This window comes from Sinorhizobium garamanticum, from assembly GCF_029892065.1.
Taxonomy (GTDB): domain Bacteria; phylum Pseudomonadota; class Alphaproteobacteria; order Rhizobiales; family Rhizobiaceae; genus Sinorhizobium; species Sinorhizobium garamanticum.
This window is the reverse complement of record NZ_CP120373.1, coordinates 1361243-1378406: the sequence shown is the minus strand read 5'-3', so window position 1 is coordinate 1378406 and position 17164 is coordinate 1361243. Positions and strand designations below refer to the sequence as shown.

Annotated in this window: 14 protein-coding genes; 4 read left to right on the top strand and 10 right to left on the bottom strand. The window is 63.1% G+C overall.

Going from position 1 to position 17164, the window contains the following annotated elements; translation table 11 throughout:
• Positions 1-3: 3 nt before the first annotated feature.
• From PZN02_RS06460 to PZN02_RS06450, 3 genes are all read right to left on the bottom strand, one after another.
• Positions 4-885 carry a carbohydrate ABC transporter permease gene (locus tag PZN02_RS06460; protein ID WP_280660774.1) on the bottom strand — a complete coding sequence of 294 codons (882 nt, stop codon included), beginning with the start codon at positions 883-885 and terminating at the stop codon, positions 4-6.
• Positions 885-1763 carry a carbohydrate ABC transporter permease gene (locus tag PZN02_RS06455; protein WP_280660773.1) on the bottom strand — a complete coding sequence of 293 codons (879 nt, stop codon included), beginning with the start codon at positions 1761-1763 and terminating at the stop codon, positions 885-887. The genes PZN02_RS06460 and PZN02_RS06455 overlap by 1 nt, the downstream gene beginning before the upstream one ends.
• 168 nt (positions 1764-1931) lie before the next feature.
• A complete protein-coding gene (locus tag PZN02_RS06450; protein WP_425336273.1) occupies positions 1932-3176 on the bottom strand; it encodes an ABC transporter substrate-binding protein in 1245 nt (414 codons plus the stop codon).
• 330 nt (positions 3177-3506) lie between these two features.
• On the opposite strand from PZN02_RS06450, the gene PZN02_RS06445 reads away from it, so the two are divergent.
• Entirely contained in the window at positions 3507-4577 is a 1071-nt protein-coding gene (locus PZN02_RS06445; RefSeq protein ID WP_280660772.1) for a LacI family transcriptional regulator, read from the top strand.
• A gap of 105 nt (positions 4578-4682) precedes the next feature.
• Here PZN02_RS06445 and PZN02_RS06440 read toward each other — a convergent pair whose 3' ends face one another.
• Genes PZN02_RS06440 through PZN02_RS06420 form a run of 5 tightly spaced genes read right to left on the bottom strand, consistent with a single transcriptional unit; the run spans position 4683 to position 10623 of the window.
• Positions 4683-6191, bottom strand: a complete 1509-nt coding sequence (locus PZN02_RS06440; protein ID WP_280660771.1) for an aldehyde dehydrogenase family protein — start codon at positions 6189-6191, stop codon at positions 4683-4685.
• Positions 6191-6970 (bottom strand): enoyl-CoA hydratase/isomerase family protein, encoded by a 780-nt coding sequence (locus PZN02_RS06435; protein WP_280660770.1) that lies wholly within the window; start codon positions 6968-6970, stop codon positions 6191-6193. Before PZN02_RS06435 ends, PZN02_RS06440 begins: the two co-directional genes overlap by 1 nt.
• The gene (locus PZN02_RS06430) at positions 6963-8576 is read right to left on the bottom strand and encodes an acyl CoA:acetate/3-ketoacid CoA transferase (protein ID WP_280660769.1); all 1614 of its coding nucleotides are present in this window, start codon (positions 8574-8576) and stop codon (positions 6963-6965) included. The genes PZN02_RS06435 and PZN02_RS06430 overlap by 8 nt, the downstream gene beginning before the upstream one ends.
• 5 nt (positions 8577-8581) lie before the next feature.
• Positions 8582-9583 (bottom strand): Gfo/Idh/MocA family protein, encoded by a 1002-nt coding sequence (locus PZN02_RS06425; RefSeq protein WP_280660768.1) that lies wholly within the window; start codon positions 9581-9583, stop codon positions 8582-8584.
• On the bottom strand, positions 9580-10623 hold the full coding sequence (locus PZN02_RS06420; protein WP_280660767.1) for a LacI family DNA-binding transcriptional regulator: 1044 nt from the start codon (positions 10621-10623) through the stop codon (positions 9580-9582). The genes PZN02_RS06425 and PZN02_RS06420 overlap by 4 nt, the downstream gene beginning before the upstream one ends.
• Positions 10624-10937: 314 nt before the next feature.
• Between PZN02_RS06420 and PZN02_RS06415 the strand changes: the two genes are divergently transcribed.
• On the top strand, positions 10938-12110 hold the full coding sequence (locus tag PZN02_RS06415) for a dihydrodipicolinate synthase family protein (RefSeq protein ID WP_280660766.1): 1173 nt from the start codon (positions 10938-10940) through the stop codon (positions 12108-12110).
• A gap of 96 nt (positions 12111-12206) precedes the next feature.
• On the opposite strand, the gene PZN02_RS06410 is transcribed toward PZN02_RS06415, so the two are convergent.
• The gene (locus PZN02_RS06410) at positions 12207-14294 is read right to left on the bottom strand and encodes a M3 family metallopeptidase (RefSeq protein ID WP_280660765.1); all 2088 of its coding nucleotides are present in this window, start codon (positions 14292-14294) and stop codon (positions 12207-12209) included.
• Between the two features lie 91 nt (positions 14295-14385).
• On the bottom strand, positions 14386-15027 hold the full coding sequence (locus PZN02_RS06405; RefSeq protein ID WP_280660764.1) for a LysE family translocator: 642 nt from the start codon (positions 15025-15027) through the stop codon (positions 14386-14388).
• 173 nt (positions 15028-15200) lie between these two features.
• On the opposite strand from PZN02_RS06405, the gene leuB reads away from it, so the two are divergent.
• Entirely contained in the window at positions 15201-16313 is a 1113-nt protein-coding gene (gene leuB / locus PZN02_RS06400; protein ID WP_280660763.1) for a 3-isopropylmalate dehydrogenase, read from the top strand.
• 145 nt (positions 16314-16458) lie between these two features.
• The gene (locus PZN02_RS06395; RefSeq protein ID WP_280660762.1) at positions 16459-17157 is read left to right on the top strand and encodes a phosphatase PAP2 family protein; all 699 of its coding nucleotides are present in this window, start codon (positions 16459-16461) and stop codon (positions 17155-17157) included.
• The last annotated feature ends 7 nt before the right edge of the window (positions 17158-17164 follow it).

The following is a 17164-nucleotide window of genomic DNA, read 5'->3' as shown; positions in this document are numbered from 1 at the left end:
AGCTTATCCTTTCACGGCACCGGACATCAGCCCGCGGACGAAGTAGCGGCCGGACACGATGTAGACGATGAGCGTTGGCAGGGCGGCGAGAATCGCGCCCGCGAAGTGAACGTTGTATTCCTTGACGCCGGTCGACGAGCTCACAAGGTTGTTGAGCGCGACCGTCATCGGCGTCGAGAAGGGGCCTGAGAACGAGGCGCCGAACAGGAAGTCGTTCCAGATATTGGTGAACTGCCAGATGACCGAGACGACGATAATCGGGCCTGAAGACGGCAGCATGATCCGCCGGAAGATCTGGAAGAAGCTCGCGCCGTCGATCTGCGCCGCACGCACCAGTTCGGTCGGAAACGCCTCGTAGTAATTGCGGAAATAGAGCGTCGTGAAGCCGATGCCATAGACCACATGCACGAGGATCAGCCCCCAGATCGACCCGGCAATGCCCAAGACGCCGAGAATGCGCGCCATCGGGATCAGCACGATCTGGAACGGGATGAAGCAGGAGAGCAGCAGCATGCCGAAGAAGATATTGGCACCCGGAAAGCGCCATTTGGTCAGCACGTAGCCGTTAAGCGCGCCGACGATCGTCGAGATCGCGACGGCGGGAACCACCATCAGGATCGAGTTGATGAAGAACGGGCGAAGGCCTGTCGGCTGAACGCCGATCTGTGCCGTCGACCAGGCCGAAAGCCAGGGCTCGACCGTCCAGGTCTGCGGCAGGTTCAGCATGCCGCCCTGGCGGATCTCGTCGAGCGGCTTCAGCGAATTCACCACCATCACGTAGAGCGGCAGCAGCGAATAGAGCGCGAAGACGATCAGCGCCGTGTAGATCAATGCCCGCGTCAGGCGGTTGTGGGAGATGACATTGTCTGGACTGGGGGCGCGCATCAGCGTTTTCCTCCCCGGATTTCGGAATAGAGGTAGGGAATGATGATCGAGAAGATCATGACCAGCATGATGATCGCCGAGGATGCGCCGATGCCCATCTGGTTGCGGGTAAACGTGTAGGAATACATGAAGGTCGCCGGCAGTTCGGTCGCCTGCCCCGGCCCGCCGCCGGTCAAGGCGATGATCAGGTCGTAGGCCTTGATGGCGAGATGGGCGAGAACGACGAAGGCCGAAAGGAAGACGGGCCGCATCAGCGGAATAATGATCCGCCGATAGATCGTCATGGTCGTCGCCCCATCGATCTGCGCGGCCTTGATGATCTCGTTGTCGACGCCGCGCAGGCCTGCGAGGAACATCGCCATGATGAAGCCGGTCGACTGCCAGACTGCGGCGATGACGACGCAGTAGATCGCGTAGTTGCGGTCCTTGATCCAGTTGAAGGAAAAGCTCTCCCAACCCCAGAGATGCATGGTGTTCTCGAGACCGATGCCCGGATCGAGGAACCACTTCCACGCCGTACCCGTCACGATGAAGGAAAGCGCCATCGGATAGAGATAGATCGGCCGGAGGAACCCTTCCGCCCGGATCTTCTGATCGAGCAGAATGGCGAGTGCGAGGCCGAGTACCGAGCAGATGACGATATAGAGCGACGCGAAGATCGCCAGATTGCTGACCGCTCGCCACCAGTGCGGCAGGGCCCAGAGCCGGCTGTAATTCAACAGGCCGACGAAATTGTAGGACGGCAACATCTTGCTGTCCGTCATCGAGAGGAAGCCGGTATAGGCTATGAAGCCATAGACGAACACCAGGACGATGAGAAAGCTGGGGGCGAGCACGAGCTTGGGCAAAAGCTCCTGCAGCCGGGTGCGGCTATCCATGTTTGTTACCACCGTATCGTTCGTAAGGAGGGGCGAGCCCCTCATCCGCCTGCCGGCACCTTCTCCCACCTGCGGGGAGAAGGGATATACCGCAGCGCCTCCGTCCCCTCTCCCCGCCTGCAGGGAGAGGGTCAGGGTGAGGGGCTTTTTGCTCCCTCGTCCCTCCGCTTACTTCGCGGCCTCGACCGCAGCGGCAAGTTCCTTCACCGCGTCTTCCGAGCTGAGCTCGCCGTTGAACTGGCGGGTCACGACGTCGTAGATCGCGTTCTTGACAGAGGCCGGGTTGGCATGGCCGTGGGCCATGGAACCCATGAGCGTGCCGTTGGTGTTGGCCTCGGCGAGGTCCTTGATCCCCTTCTTGCCGCAAGCGTCGAAGTCGGTGTCCGGAACATCGGTACGAGCCGGAACGGATCCCTTGACGACGTTGAAGGCCGACTGGAAGGTCGGGCTTTCAATGGCGGAAGCCATCTGCAGCTGGGCCGGAACCTTGTCATCCGAGACCTTGAACATCGCGAACTGGTCGGAGTTGAAGGTGACGGAGCCCTGCGTTCCCGGGAAGCGGATGCAGACGAAATCGGTGCCCGGTACCTTCTTGGCTTTCAGGAATTCGCCCTTCGCCCAGTCACCCATGAACTGCAGGCCGGCTTTGTTTTCGATGACCATTGCCGAAGCAAGGTTCCAGTCGCGGCCGGAGAAGTTGTCGTCGACATAGGAGCGCAGCTTCGTCATGCGGTCGAAGGCTTCCTTCATCTTGTCGCCGCCGAGCGCTGCCGGGTCGAGGTCGATGAAGGCCTGCTTGTAGAAGTCGTTACCGAGCGAGAGAACGACGGCATCGAAGATCGTCGCATCCTGCCAGGGCTGGCCACCATGAGCGACCGGCGTGATGCCCTGCTCCTTGAACTTGTCGAGCAGCGCGATCAACTCATCCCAGTTTGCCGGCTCCTTGCCGCCGGCCTTGTCGAGGGCGGCCTTGTTGATCCAGACCCAGTTCGTCGAATGGACGTTGACCGGGGCGGCGATCCAGTGGCCGTCATATTTCGAGAATTGCTGCAGCGCGGACGGAACGACCTTGTCCCAGCCTTCCTTGGCGGCAATGTCGTCGAGGTTGCCGAGTGCGCCTTCCTTGGCCCAGTCGAGAATGTCGAAGCCGAGCATCTGCACCGCCGTCGGAGCGTTACCGGAGGTGACGCGGGCGCGAAGTACGGTCATGGCTTCCGTGCCGCCGCCGCCGGCGACCGGCATGTCGGTCCAGCCGATACCCTTGGCTTCCAGGTCCTTTTTCAGAACGTCGAGTGCCGCAGCTTCGCCACCGGACGTCCACCAGTGCAACACTTCCACGTTCTCTGCTGCGCGCACGGCCGTCGCCGCCAACATCAATGCTGCAACAGCCGTCGTCGTCATCAACTTGCGCATCGTTATCCTCCCGTTTGCAAGTTACCGAAGCGGAATCTCCTCCCGCCATTTTTGAATGCCGCCCTCTTCGCTGGACGGCAATGGGCCTGCGGCATGCGCCGCCCGGCCAATTTAAAACGTTACAAATACCATCAAGTCAAGCATAGGAGACCTTTCCGCAGTCTTGTCAGCTAAACCGCCTGAATTTGCTGAATTATACGGCATCGCCGACGTGGTGCAACGCAACGAATCCGTCCTCTTTTGACCATTTAAAACGTTTTCATCATACGATTGCGTATTGGTTCGCGTCACGTTACAAAACCGCTCCTGATCGTTCGCAGGAAGGAACCCTTGGCCTCTCGCTCCAAAACCGTCAGGTCTGGCACCGGCCCGGCAAACAGTCGCGGCAAGCCGACCCTGCGCACCATTGCCGATATCACTGGCCTTGCCGTCACGACGGTGTCGCGGGCGCTCGCCAACGCGCCGCAAATCTCGATCGAGACGCGCAACCGCGTTCGCCAGGTGGCACTCGATATCGGTTACTCGCCGGATCGCGCCGCCCAGCGCCTGAAAACCGGCCGCACCAACGTCATCGCGGTCCTGCTCGAACCGCACGAGGAAATCCTGGGTTACGGAACCTCCGTCATGGCCGGCATCGCCAAGGCGCTCCAAGGCACCTCGTACCACCTGATCGTCATGCCGAATTTCCTGAACGCGGCGAACATCGATGCGATCAACTACATCATCCGCAACAGCATGGCGGACGGCTTGATCTTCTCGCGCACCGAAGCGCTCGATCCCCGGGTCAGGCTGCTCTCCGAAACCGGCTTCCCTTTCGTCACGCATGGCCGCACCGAGCTCGCGACGGCGCATCCCTTCGTCGACTATGACAATTTCACCTTCGCCTACGAAGCGACGCGTCGGCTGATCGCCAAGGGACGGCGCAGGCTGGCACTGATCAGCGGACCCGCGGGCTACACCTTCGCCAGCCATATCCAGCACGGCTTCATGACCGCGGTGCGCGAGGCCGGCTGTGCCTATGAAATCCTTTCCGACATCGATCTCGACAGCCCGGCGGGCGCGATCCGCGACCGTATCCGCCGCCGCTACGCCGAGAAGGACCCGCCGGACGGCTTCACCTGCGGCGGCGAGGTTTGCGCGCTCGCGACGATTACCGGCATGACCGACTGCGGCCTGACACTTGGCGACGAATACGACATCGTCGCCAAGCAGACGTCGCAATTGCTGGGCGCGATCCAGCCGCGGGTCGACACGATCTACGAGGACCTGACCGCGACCGGCGAGCATATGGGCCGCATTCTCCTGCGCCGCATTGCCGGCAGCACGGACGTCAACGAACTGCAGTTGTTGCTGAGCCCCGATCTTCCCTTCGAGACGCAAGCGGTGAGCGTTGCAGACTGAGGCCGGCGCGACAGGCCGGCGGGCACGGGAGTGCGGAAATCGCCTCCCGATCCAGTCCGCACTTGCCGTCCGCGTCCACATGTTCCGTTCTCCTCCCATCCGGCCTCAGCGCGGCATCCACCAGTTGGTGCGCTGGCCGATATGCATGTTGAGCGTCTTGGTCTCTGTGTAGTCCTCGACCGCATGACGTCCGAGCTCGCGGCCAAGGCCGGATTGCCGGTAACCGCCGAAGGGCAGCTCCGATGCGCCGTCCATGAAGGTGTTCATCCAGATCGTGCCGGCACGCACGCGGCGACCGATGGTGAGACACGTGTCGAAATCGCGGCTCCAGACTCCGGCCGAGAGCCCGTAGTCGATGGAGTTGGCAATGCGGATCGCTTCTTCCGTCGTCTCGAAGGTGAGGACGGAGAGCACCGGGCCGAACACTTCTTCGCGGGCGACCGCCATGTCCGGTCTCACGGCTGAGAGGATGGTCGGCGCCATGAACTGACCCATGCCGAGATCGAGCGCCGCACCGCCATGGGCGACAGTCGCGCCATCGCTGGAGGCGGAAGAAACATAGCCGGCAATCTTTTCGAGATGCTGCGGCGTGATGATCGCCCCCACCTGCGTTTCGGGATCAAGCGGATCGCCGACCTTCACCTTGGCCGAGAGGCTAGCGATGCGCGCCGTCACCTCGTCGGCGATATCGCGGTGGAGGATCAGCCGCGAGCCGGCATTGCAGCATTCGCCGGCATTGAAATAGGCGCCGAAGACGGCGGCATCGATGAACTCATCGAGATTGGCGTCGGGAAAGACGATTTGCGGGTTCTTGCCGCCGAGTTCGAGCGAAACCTTCTTCAAGGTCTGTGCGGCATTCGCCATAGTGAGCCGGCCGACGCCGGTCGAGCCCGTGAAGGAAACCATGTCGACGGCCGGATGGCTCGTCAGCGGCGCACCGGCCTCCGGCCCCGTGCCGACGATGATATTGACGACGCCGGCCGGAACACCAGCGGCTTCGAGGATCTCGCCAAGTACGAGCGTCGAACCCGAAGTGAGCTCCGACGGCTTCACCACCGTCGTGCAGCCGGCAGCAAGCGCAAACGGCAGCTTCTGGCTGACGATCAGGAAAGGGAAATTCCACGGCGTGATGATCGACACGACGCCGATCGCTTCGCGCAGCACAACGCCGAGCGTGCCGTCCCCGAGCGTATTGTAGCTTTCGCCGGAAAGATCGCGGGCGAGTGCTGCGGCATAGCGCCAGATATCGGCGGCACCTGCCAATTCGGCCTTGGCCTGGCTGATGGGCTTGCCCGATTCGATCGCATCGAGAAACGCGAGCTCATCGGCGCGCGCGGCGATCATGTCGGCGGCGCGGAGCAGGGTCAGCGACCGCTCCGACGCGGTCATGCGCGGCCAGGGACCGTCGTCGAAGGCGCGCCTGGCCGCCGCGATCGCACGTTCGGCATCGATCTTCGTCGCCGCCTGGTAGCGGCTGACGGTCACGCCGTGACCTGGCGCCACCCGCTCGATCGTGCGGCCTTCGGCGCCATCGACCCACTTGCCGTCGATCAGCATTCGGAATTCGCGGATCTTGTAGTCGCCGAGTGCCTTGGGTCTCACCAGAACCGTCATCACCATTCTCCCTTGAAGCGCGCTTCGCGCTTTTCGCTGAAGGCTGCGACGCCCTCCTTGAGATCGCCGGTCTTGGCCACAAGGATCGAGCCGAGCGCCTCGACCGCCGCGCCATTGTCCTCCCCGTTCGCCGAAGCGATCATCAGTTTCGATATTTCGAGCGCCGCCGGCCCGCGTGTCGCGATGCGGGCGGCGTAGTCCCGGGCCGCGACCATGACCGTGCCGGTCTCGACCACGGCATCGACCAGCCCTTCTGCCCTCGCCTCCTCTGCGGAGAACATCTCGCCGCCGAGCACCATGCGCCGCACGATCTGCGCACCGAAGCGGGAGATCAGGCGCTGCGTGCCAGACCAGCCAGGCACCATGCCGAGGCTTGTTTCGGGGAGGCCGATCTTCGCCTGTTTTTCGGCGATGCGGATATCCGCGGCCGCCGCCAGTTCCAGCCCGCCGCCAAGCGCGTGGCCGTTGAGCGCCGCGATCACCGGCATGCGCAAGGTGGCAAGCCGCTCGAAGACACGGTGGCCGAAGCGCACCCATTCGTGGCCGAAAGCAGCGGCATCCATGCCGCCCCAGGCCCTGATGTCGCCGCCGGCGGAAAAGGCCTTGCCCTCACCGGTCAGGATCACGACGCGCACATTGCGGTTCGCCTCGACCGCATCGCAGGCGGCAGCGAGCGCCTTCAGCATATCGATGTCGAAGGCGTTGAGTTTTTCGGGCCTCGACACGGTCATGATCGCGACCGCGCCTTCGACCTCGATCCGAATGCGTTCGTCAGCCATGCGCGCCTCCCGCAATTTTCCGCGCGGCCTTCGCCGGCAGCGTCAGACCGAGCGGCGCCTCGTTGAACAGCGCGCTATCCATCTGCTTCAGCTGGTCGGAGACGATCAGCGGAAATTCCGACTGGTCGAGGATATGTTCCTGCAGGTCCGCGCCGGGGGCGATTTCGGTGAGCACGATGCCGTCGGGCGTCAGCTTCATCACTGAGCGCTCGGTCACATAGGTGATGTCCTGCCCCTGCTCGACCGCGCGGCGGCCGGAGAAGGTGACGTGCTCGACCGCATTGACGAGTTTCTTCAGCTTGCCTTCCCTTTCGATGACAAGCCTGCCGTCGGCAACCGAGAGTTTCGCGCCGGCGTTGAACATGCCCGAGAAGACGATCTTCTTCGCCCGCGCGGTGATGTCGACGAAGCCACCGGCGCCGGCCGTCACGTGCGGGCGGAAGCTGAGCTTCGACACGTTGACCGATCCGGTGCGGTCGATTTCCAGGAACGAGAGCAGCGAGGCATCGAAGCCCGCGCCCTGGAAATAGGTGAACTGGTAAGGAGACGGCATGAAGGCGTCGGCATTCGACGCGCAGCCAAAGGCGAAGTCGAGGAGCGGCACGCCGCCAACCGCCCCCTGCTCGATCACCCAGGTGACCGCGCCGTGCAGGCCTTCCTCCAGCAGGATGCGCGGTACGTTGGCGGAGATACCGAAGCCGAGATTGACCGCACTCCCCGTTTCGAGTTCCTGCGCGACGCGGCGGGCGATTACCTTCTGGATGCTGAATTCGGGAACGCGAAAGCTGTCGAGCGGGCGGAAGATCTCGCCAGAAATGGCGGGATCGTAAAGTGTTTGCGTCGTCTGCTTCTGGTCCGGATCGACGACCACATAGTCGACCAGCACGCCCGGCACGCGCACGTCATGGGGCTTCAGCGAGCCTTCCTTGGTGATGCGTTTGACCTGGGCAATGACGATACCGCCGTTGTTGCGGGCGGCGAGCGCCTGATCGAGCCCGCCGAGATAGGCGCCCTCATGTTCGTAGGTGAGGTTTCCGCGCTCGTCCGCCGTCGTCGCCCGGATGATCGCCACCTGAGGCGCGATCGCCTTGAAATAAAGCCAGTCCTCGCCCTCGAAGCTAATCTTCTTCACCACCGGCTCCGCCGCAGCGGACGCGTTCATGGCGCAGCCTTCGCGCGACGGGTCGACGAAGGTATCGAGCCCTACCTTGGTCATGACACCCGGGCGTTTCGCCGCCGCTTCGCGATGCATGTCGAAGAGAATGCCGGAAGGAATGTTGTAGGCCGCCACTTCGTTGGCCCCGATCAGCTGCCAGATCAGCGGCGGCTCGGCACTCGACGGGCCGGAGGGATAGGAGCCACCGATGATCCTTTTCAGCAGGCCCTTCTTGGCGATGTAGTCGACGCCCTTGATCCCACTCATGTCGCCGGCTGCGATCGGATGCAGCGTCGTCAGGTCACGCGGGTGGCCGGTCGCGTCGAAACGCTCGCCGATCGCCTTCAGCGTCAGGTCCGGGCAGCCGAGTCCGCTTGAGGAGGAGACCGAGACGACCGCGCCGTCCGGTATCAGGGCTGCCGCTTCCGCCGGTGAAATATGCTTGTTCATGGAATTCAAAGTCCCGTTTCGATTGCGGCGGCCGTGCCAGTCGCCGCCGCCTTGAGCACCGCGAGGCCGGTCGCCAGCGACCAAACGCCGTCTTCGCCGGTGGCGGAGGGGGCGCCCTTGCCTTCGATTGCCGCATGAAAAGCGGAAAGCGTCGTTTCGTAGAGATTGCTGTGGTCGAGCGGCAGTTCGCTCTCGCCCTCTTCGTTGCGCAGCACGACCGTGCCAACGGGCCGCTGCGTCATCACGTTGCGGCCGATCAGCGAGCCTTCGGTGCCGTGCACTTCGAGCCCGGTCTCGGCATATTTCGTCGTGAAAGCATCGTGGAACTGGGCAATGACACCCGAACGGAAGCGTAAGACCCCCATCACGCCGTCCTCAAGCCCCTCCTTGCCCATGCCCGCGCTATGGCTGATCGCCACTGCCTCGATCGGGTCGTCGTTCAAGATGAAGCGCAACGTATCGGCGTCGTGCACCGTGATGTCGAGGATGACGCCGCCGCCCGCTTCCGGCCTGTCAAGTCGCCAGCCCTGGAGATGGGGCGGCAGATAGACGGCATGAAAGACACGCGCCGCGATCGGTCGGCCGATCTTGCCTGCGGCTATTGCGTCGCGCATGGCCCGATGGGTCGCGGCATTGCGCAAGTGGTGGTTCGTGCCGAGCACGACACCAGCCTCGCACGCCGTCAGCACCATTTCACAGGCATCGTTGAGGTTCATCGCCAGCGGCTTCTCGCAGAGCACGTGTTTGCCGGCGCGGATCGCCGCAAGCGCCTGGTCGTGATGCAGTTCGTTGGTGGTGGAGATGTAGACGGCATCGACATCCGGATCGCCGACGAGGTCAGCGACGCTGGTGACGGCCTTGGCGATGCCGTTTTCCGCCGCATAGGCCTGGCCGCGCTCCTCGCTGGAGCTCATCACCGAGATGGCCTCTCCTCCAGCGGCGCGGATGGCGCCAATCACCCATTCGTGCGCGATCGTGCTCGCACCGATCAATCCCCAGCGAATCATGACGAAACCTCCTTCACTTTGCGCTCGACGGCGGCGCCACAGCTCTGGCGAATGACGAGCCGCACCGGACTGACAATTGCCTCCGGTTCCGCACGACCAGCCTTGATCTGCTTCAAGAGCAATTCCGCCGCACGCTCGCCCATGCCCTGCGGATCGACGGAGACGGTGGTGAGCGCCGGCACCGCCGTCTTCGCCTCGATGACGTCGTCGAAGCCGATCACGGCAAAATCCGCGCCCGGCTCCAGCCGCCGCGCCCTGAGGCCGTCGCAAACCCCGAAGGCGACGGCGTCGTTGAAGCAGAGCGCCGCGGTCGGCCGATCCTCCAGCATCATCGCTTGTTCGATCGCGGTCACGCCGCCGGCGCGCGACGGCGCGGAGCCGATGACGAGTTTATCTTCCGCGTGAAGGCCCGCCTCGCGGAGCGCGTCGCGGTAGCCGCGCATGCGCGCCTCGAAGACCGCGGTGTCGGCAAAGCCGCCGAGAAAGGCGATGCGGCGATGGCCGCGCGCGACCAGGTGGCGGACCGCCGCCAGCGCCCCGGCGCGATTATCCGAGATCAACGATGAAACGCCCGCCCCGGCAATGTCGCGCACGACGAGCACCACGGGAATGCCGCTCTCGACAAGCGGCGCGAGATCGGCGGCGTCCGTTCCGCGCGCCGGCGAGATGATGAGCCCTGACACGCCATGCTCGCGCATCGACGCGATGACCTCGCGCTGCCGCTCGCGCTTCTCCCCCGTGTTGGCAAGGAATTGGACGAAGCCCGCGGACTGCACGACCGCGTCGACGCCGACGGCGAGCTCCGCGAAGAAGCTGTTGGTCAGGTCATTGACGACGATCCCGATGATCTTCGACTTCGCCTGACGCAGGTTGGCGGCACTGCGATTGTAGACATAGCCGAGGTCGCGGATCACCGCGTTCACCTTGGCCCGCGTCGCCTCGTTGACGAGAGAGCTGCCCTGCAGGACGAGCGACACGGTCGACTTCGACACGCCGGCGGCGCGCGCAATGTCGATAACCGTCACCCGCTCCTTTGCCATTAATATCCTCCCGACCGCCATTTCATCTCTTTCGTTCTTAATAATTGGAACGTTCCAATTTCGTCAAGAGGCTTTCGTTCACTTTTTCAGCGACCCGCATCCGGCTCTCGAGAACCAGACAACGCGACAACAGACGGCAATATTGTCATCACTTCCGTGGTTTAAGCTGCGCGACAACCCTTCCGCGCGAATGGCGACGGATCCTTGGCGAGATCCAAACCAATCATAATCAGATACGACGGATGATTTTCGACCTTGATATTTGGAACGTTCTAAATTATCCCATGGCGCAAACCTGAGGAGGATACCCGCTCATGACCAGCCTGCTCCTGCCGCGCCAAGACGGCTCGCTCGAACACTACCGGCTCCAGGGAACGCCGATCGCCCGGCCAGGCACGGTGCCGACCTTCAACCGCATCGCCTACGCGGCCGCGCATGTCGTTTCCGATCCGCAGCGCGACAGCGATCCTTGGGGAAGGCCGGCAATCGACTGGGAAGCGACGATGGCCTTTCGCCATCACCTCTGGAGCCTCGGCTTCCGCATCGCCGAAGCGATGGACACTGCCCAGCGCGGCATGGGTCTTGCCTGGCCGGACGCGCAGGAGTTGATCCGCCGTTCGCTTGCCGAGGCCAAAAGCGTTGCGGGCGCCGATCTCGCCTGCGGCGCCGGCACCGACCATCTTTCTCCCGACGCGGCGCGCTTGATCGAGGACGTCATCGCCGCCTATGAGGAGCAGATCGGCTTCGTCGAGGCTGAGGGCGGCCGCGCGATCATGATGGCAAGCCGTGCTCTGGCCCGCGTTGCACGATCGGCCGACGACTACCGTCGTGTCTACGGCCATATCCTGCGCCAGGCCAAGGACAAGGTCGTGCTGCACTGGCTCGGCGACATGTTCGACCCGCAGCTAAGGGGATATTGGGGATCGGAGAATTTCGAGGAAGCGCTTGAAACGGTGCTGTCGATCATCTCCGACAACAGCGCCAAGGTCGAAGGCATCAAGATATCGTTGCTCGACAACGCCAAGGAAGTCGCGCTGCGCAACGGCCTTCCGGAGGGCGTGCTCTGCTTCACCGGCGACGATTTCAACTACGCGGAACTGATCGAAGGGGACGGCCAGAAGTACAGCCATGCGCTGCTCGGTATTTTCGACGCCGTGGCGCCCTCGGCTTCGAAGGCGCTTGCCGCCTTGACAGAGGGCGATGTCACCACCTTCCGCGGTGTGATCGAGCCGACCGTGCCCTTGTCGCGCAAGATCTTTGAGGCGCCGACGCAATACTACAAGGCCGGCGTCGTCTTCCTCGCCTGGCTGAACGGCCACCAGCGCCATTTCACCCTGCCGGCAGGCCTGCAGTCCGCCCGCGGACTTCTCCACTATGCCGACGTCTTCCGCCTCGCCGACCGGGCCAATGTGCTCGACAAGCCGGAACTGGCGGCTGCACGGATGCAGAATTTTCTCGCCGTCCTCGGCGTCGAACAGGCGGACTAGGGCGGGACGAGGAAAAGTGTAAGCGGTTTCCGCCCGCATCCCGCTCTAACTTATTAGAATCGTCCACGTTTATGATCGACCTAAAATCATCCTGATCTAAGTGGCAGGCGAGGGCGGCGCTACAGCCGCCAGTCCCTTCTTCTTCAGCATCGCATCCGGATTCGGCAGCTTGCCACGGAAGGCTTTGTAGGCGTCCTCCGGATCGACGGCACCGCCGACCGAATAGATGTTGTCCTTGAGCTTCCGCGCGGTCTCAAGATCGAACGGATTGCCGGTTTCCTCGAAGGCGGCGAAGGCGTCGGCGTCGAGCACCTCCGACCACATGTAGGAATAGTAGCCGGCGGAATAACCGTCGCCCGAAAAGACATGCAGGAAATGCGGGCTGCGGTGGCGCATGACGATCGATTTCGGCATGCCGATCTTTTCCAGCGTCGCCGCTTCCAGGGCCATCGGCTCGGCGATGGTTTCCGCGGTGTGATAGGCCATGTCGACCAGCGCCGAGGAGGTGAATTCGACGGTGGCGAAGCCGGAATTGAAGGTTCTCGCCGCCAGCACCTTGTCGAGCAAGGCCTGAGGCATGGGCTCGCCGCTCTGATAATGCACCGCGTAGGTCTTGAGAATGTCCGGCACGGTCAGCCAATGTTCAAAAAGCTGCGAAGGCAGCTCGACGAAATCACGCGAAACGCCGGTGCCCGCTACGGAAGGATAGGTGACGTTGGAGAGCATGCCGTGGAGGGCATGGCCGAATTCGTGGAACAGCGTGCGCGCATCGTCGATCGAGAGCAGGGCCGGCTTGCCGTCGGCGGGCTTTGCGAAGTTGCAGACATTGTAGACGATCGGAATTTCGCCGATGTCGCCATTCTTCAGTTTGAGCCTGTGCTGCGACTGGAAGGAACTCATCCAGGCGCCGGAACGCTTGGAGGAACGGGCGAAGTAGTCGCCGAGGAACAGCGCGACCAGCTTGCCGGACGCGTCGCGGATCTCGAAGACGCGGACATCGGGATGATAGGCGGGAACGCCTTTCTTCTCCGTGGCCGTCACGCCGAAGAGGCGACGGGCGACATCGAAGCAGGCATCGATGATCTTCTCAAGCTGGAGATAGGGCTTCAGCTCGCTTTCCGAGAAGCTGAACCTTTCGGCGCGCAGTTTTTCCGCATAGTGGCGCCAATCCCAGGGCATGACCTCGTGATTGCGGCCTTCAGCGGCGATCACTTTGGCAAGATCCGCCGCCTCCTCGCGGGCGCGAGCCACTGCCTTCTCCCAGACCTGCATCAAGAGGCCGTTCACAGCATCAGGGGTCTTTGCCATGGTGTCGTCGAGCTTCAAGGACGCGAAATTCTCGTATCCAAGCAGCTTTGCCTTCTCGGCCCGGAGCGCCAGCGTCTCGGCGATAATGCCGAGATTGTCGGTCTCACCGCCGTTTTCACCGCGGGCCGTCCAGGCCCTGAATGCCTGCTCGCGAAGCTCGCGATTGTCGGAGAAGGTCAGGAACGGCTCGATGATCGAGCGAGACAGGGTAACCGCGTATTTGCCCTCTTCGCCTCGGTCGCGGGCGGCGGCCGCCATGGCATCCTTGAGGAATTCCGGAAGACCGGCGAGTTCCTCGTCGCTCGTCAGCAACAGCGCCCAGTTCTTCTCGTCGGCAAGCACGTTCTGGCCGAACTTGGCGCCGAGGCCGGCAAGATTCTCGTTGATGGCGGCAAGCCGCTCCTGCTCAGGCTTGTCGAGCTTGGCGCCGGACTTGACGAAGCCCTTCCAGTGTCGTTCGAGGACGCGCGTCGCCTCAAGATCGAGGCCGAGCTCTTCGCGCTTCTCCCACAATGTGTCAATGCGGCTGAACAGGGCCGGATTCATGCCGATCTTCGAATAGTGCCGCGACATCTTCGGCGCGATCTCGCGCTCGAGCGCCTGGATCACGTCGTTGGTATGGGCGCCGGCCTTGTTCCAGAAAAGCGCCGAGACACGCGAAAGCTCGTCTCCAGCGATTTCGAGGGCGACGACCGTATTTTCGAAAGTCGGCGGTTCCGGATTTTGGGCGATCGCATCGATTTCGGCTTCGTGGGCTGCGAGCGCAGCGTCGAAGGCGGGTGCGAAATCTTCGTCCTTCACCGCATCGAAGCGCGGCAGGCCTTCGTGTCCGGTCCAGTTCACCAGGGCAGGGTTGAGCGAGGCGCTTGCAGTCATCGGGATTCCTTTCGCATGCAGGACCGGCGGACGCAGGAGAGCGTCGGCGTGCCGGCGGAGACGTTTGAAGTGGTTGGCAATCTGACCGACGTCAAGGCTTGCGCACGCCGAAAAGACCGGGCGCCGCATGCCATACCGCCTGCGCGGCGAAGCCGATGAACAGGAGGCCGGAGAGCCGGACAATGGCCAGCTCGTGACGGCGATAGAAGCGGCGAACGACGGACGCGCCAATGATCGCGATCAAAATCAGGTCGGCGACGAGGAACCCGACCAGCGACACGGCGAGCAGCATCGGCAACGCGTTGAACTCGAGCGCATTGGCGGAACCGGCAAGCAGCGCCGTGAACGTTGCCAGTGCCACCGGATAGCCTTTGGGATTGGTGAGCCCGAAAATCAGGCCGCGGCGCAGCGGTCGCTCCACCGTCAGCAGGGCGCGGTTCTCGCCCTTCGGCCGGGCCCGAAGGGCAGTCCAACCGATCCAGGCGAGGTAGCCGCCGCAGAAAAGGCCGAGAACATCGAAGATCGCCGTGCCGATCGATCGCGCACCGACGATCGCAACAAGCGCCAGTGTCGACCAGACAATGTCGCCGGCGAGATGCCCGCCCATGAACAGCGCGCCGGCCTTCCGGCCCTGGCCGGCACCGATGCCCAGCAGCGCCAGAAAGGCGGGGCCGGGGATCAGCGTATAGGAAAGCGCTGCGAGAAAGGCACCGACAAGAAGCGTCTCGGACATCTCGAATCCCCGGTTGCAATCCGGCCATTCGAGCGTCCGCGCGTGATTCCGTCAAGCGGAAACGGGAAGGGGTGGGTGAGCCGGCGCGCACAATTCTTTCGTCACAAAGATTTCCCTCGATACGAAGTTGCGCTAAGAACGCGCGCGAGTTTTCCCCTCGAGAAGGACTTTCCATGACTGTGCGCAATCTCTTCCTTCTGCCCGGCGACGGCATCGGCCCGGAAGCCATGGCGGAAGTCCGCAAAATCATCGCCTACATGAATGCCGAGCTTAATGCCGGTTTCGTGACGGATGAGGGCCTTGTGGGCGGCTCGGCCTATGACGCCCATGGCGCAGCGATTTCGGAAGGGGACATGGCGAAGGCGCTCGCCGCCGATGCCGTGCTCTTCGGCGCGGTCGGCGGACCGAAGTGGGATACGGTACCCTACGAGGTGCGCCCGGAAGCCGGCCTCCTGCGCCTGCGCAAGGATCTGGAGCTCTTCGCCAATCTGAGGCCCGCCATCTGCTATCCGGCGCTTGCCAACGCCTCGTCTTTGAAACCGGAGCTGGTCGAAGGCCTCGATATTCTGATCGTGCGCGAACTGACCGGCGGCGTCTATTTCGGCGAGCCGAAGGAGATCATCGACCTCGGCAACGGCCAGAAGCGCGGCATCGACACGCAGGTCTACGACACCTACGAGATCGAGCGCATCGCCGGCGTCGCCTTCGAGCTCGCCCGCACGCGCAATAACCGCGTCTGCTCGATGGAAAAGCGCAACGTGATGAAATCCGGCGTGCTCTGGAACCAGGTCGTCACCGAAACGCACAAGGCGAAATATGCCGACGTGCAGCTGGAGCACATGCTGGCAGATGCCGGCGGCATGCAGCTGGTGCGCCAGCCGAAGCAGTTCGACGTGATCGTCACCGACAACCTCTTCGGTGACATGTTGTCCGACGTCGCCGCCATGCTGACGGGCTCGCTCGGTATGCTGCCCTCCGCCTCGCTCGGCGCGCCTGATCCGAAGACCGGTAAGCGCAAGGCGCTCTACGAGCCCGTGCACGGCTCGGCACCGGACATTGCCGGCAATGGTATTGCCAACCCGATCGCCATGATTGCCTCCTTCGCCATGTGCCTGCGCTATTCCTTCAACCTCGTGAAGGAAGCCGATAACCTGGAAAGGGCGATCGCCAACGTGCTCGACAAAGGCATCCGCACCGGCGACATCATGGGCGAGGGCGCGCGCCAGGTCGGCACTGGCGAGATGGGCGACGCGATCCTCGCCGAGTTCAAGGCGCTTTCGGCCTGATCCGGCGGGCAGGGGCGAACGTCCATCGCAGCTGACGGTTTCCGTAGCAAACACCCCCGAAGAGCTCTTCGGGGGTGTTTTTCATTGCGGCATCTTGATTTCCTCCCGCTCGCCTTCACATGCGGAAGAAAAGGACGGAGCAAATATGAACCAGGCGCTTGCTTCCACCGGCTGGATCTTGCTGACCACGTTAATCCTCGTGCTGGCACTTGCGCCTCTCGATCCGCAACTGTCGCAATGGGCGCAGGGCCTGCCAGACGAGATCGTCGACTTCAACCGGACGATCACCGATATCGGTAGCGCCGCCTGGATGATCTACGCCTCGGCCTTCCTGCTGCTCATCGCCTTCATTGCCCGACGCGCCTCGAGCCAAGATGCGGTTCGGCACAAGGCCCGAACCGCGCGCAATCTGTCCGCCTATTTCCTGCTGACGGTCGGAACCGCGAGCACGGTCGTGCATGGGCTCAAATTTCTGATCGGCCGCGCACGCCCCGAACTCTTCGCCGATTACGGCGCCTACAGCCTCTCACCCTTCACCGGCGAGTGGTTGTTCGAAAGCTTCCCCTCCGGCCATTCGACCGCCGCTGGCGCGTTCTTCGGCGCTTTCGCGATGCTGGTGCCGCAGCTGCGGCCGTTGTTCCTCGTAATGGCGCTGGTGATCGGCATTTCGCGCGTGATCGTCGGCGCGCACTATCCGAGCGATGTCGCCGCCGGCCTCCTGCTCGGCCTCTGGGTCGCGGTTATGGTCGCCTTCGTTTTCGCCCGGCAAGGCTGGCTCTTCCGGCTGGACGCGGGTGGCTGGCCGGCGCCGAAAAACGCGAGTTCACAGCAAGGGGATAAATAAAAAGCCG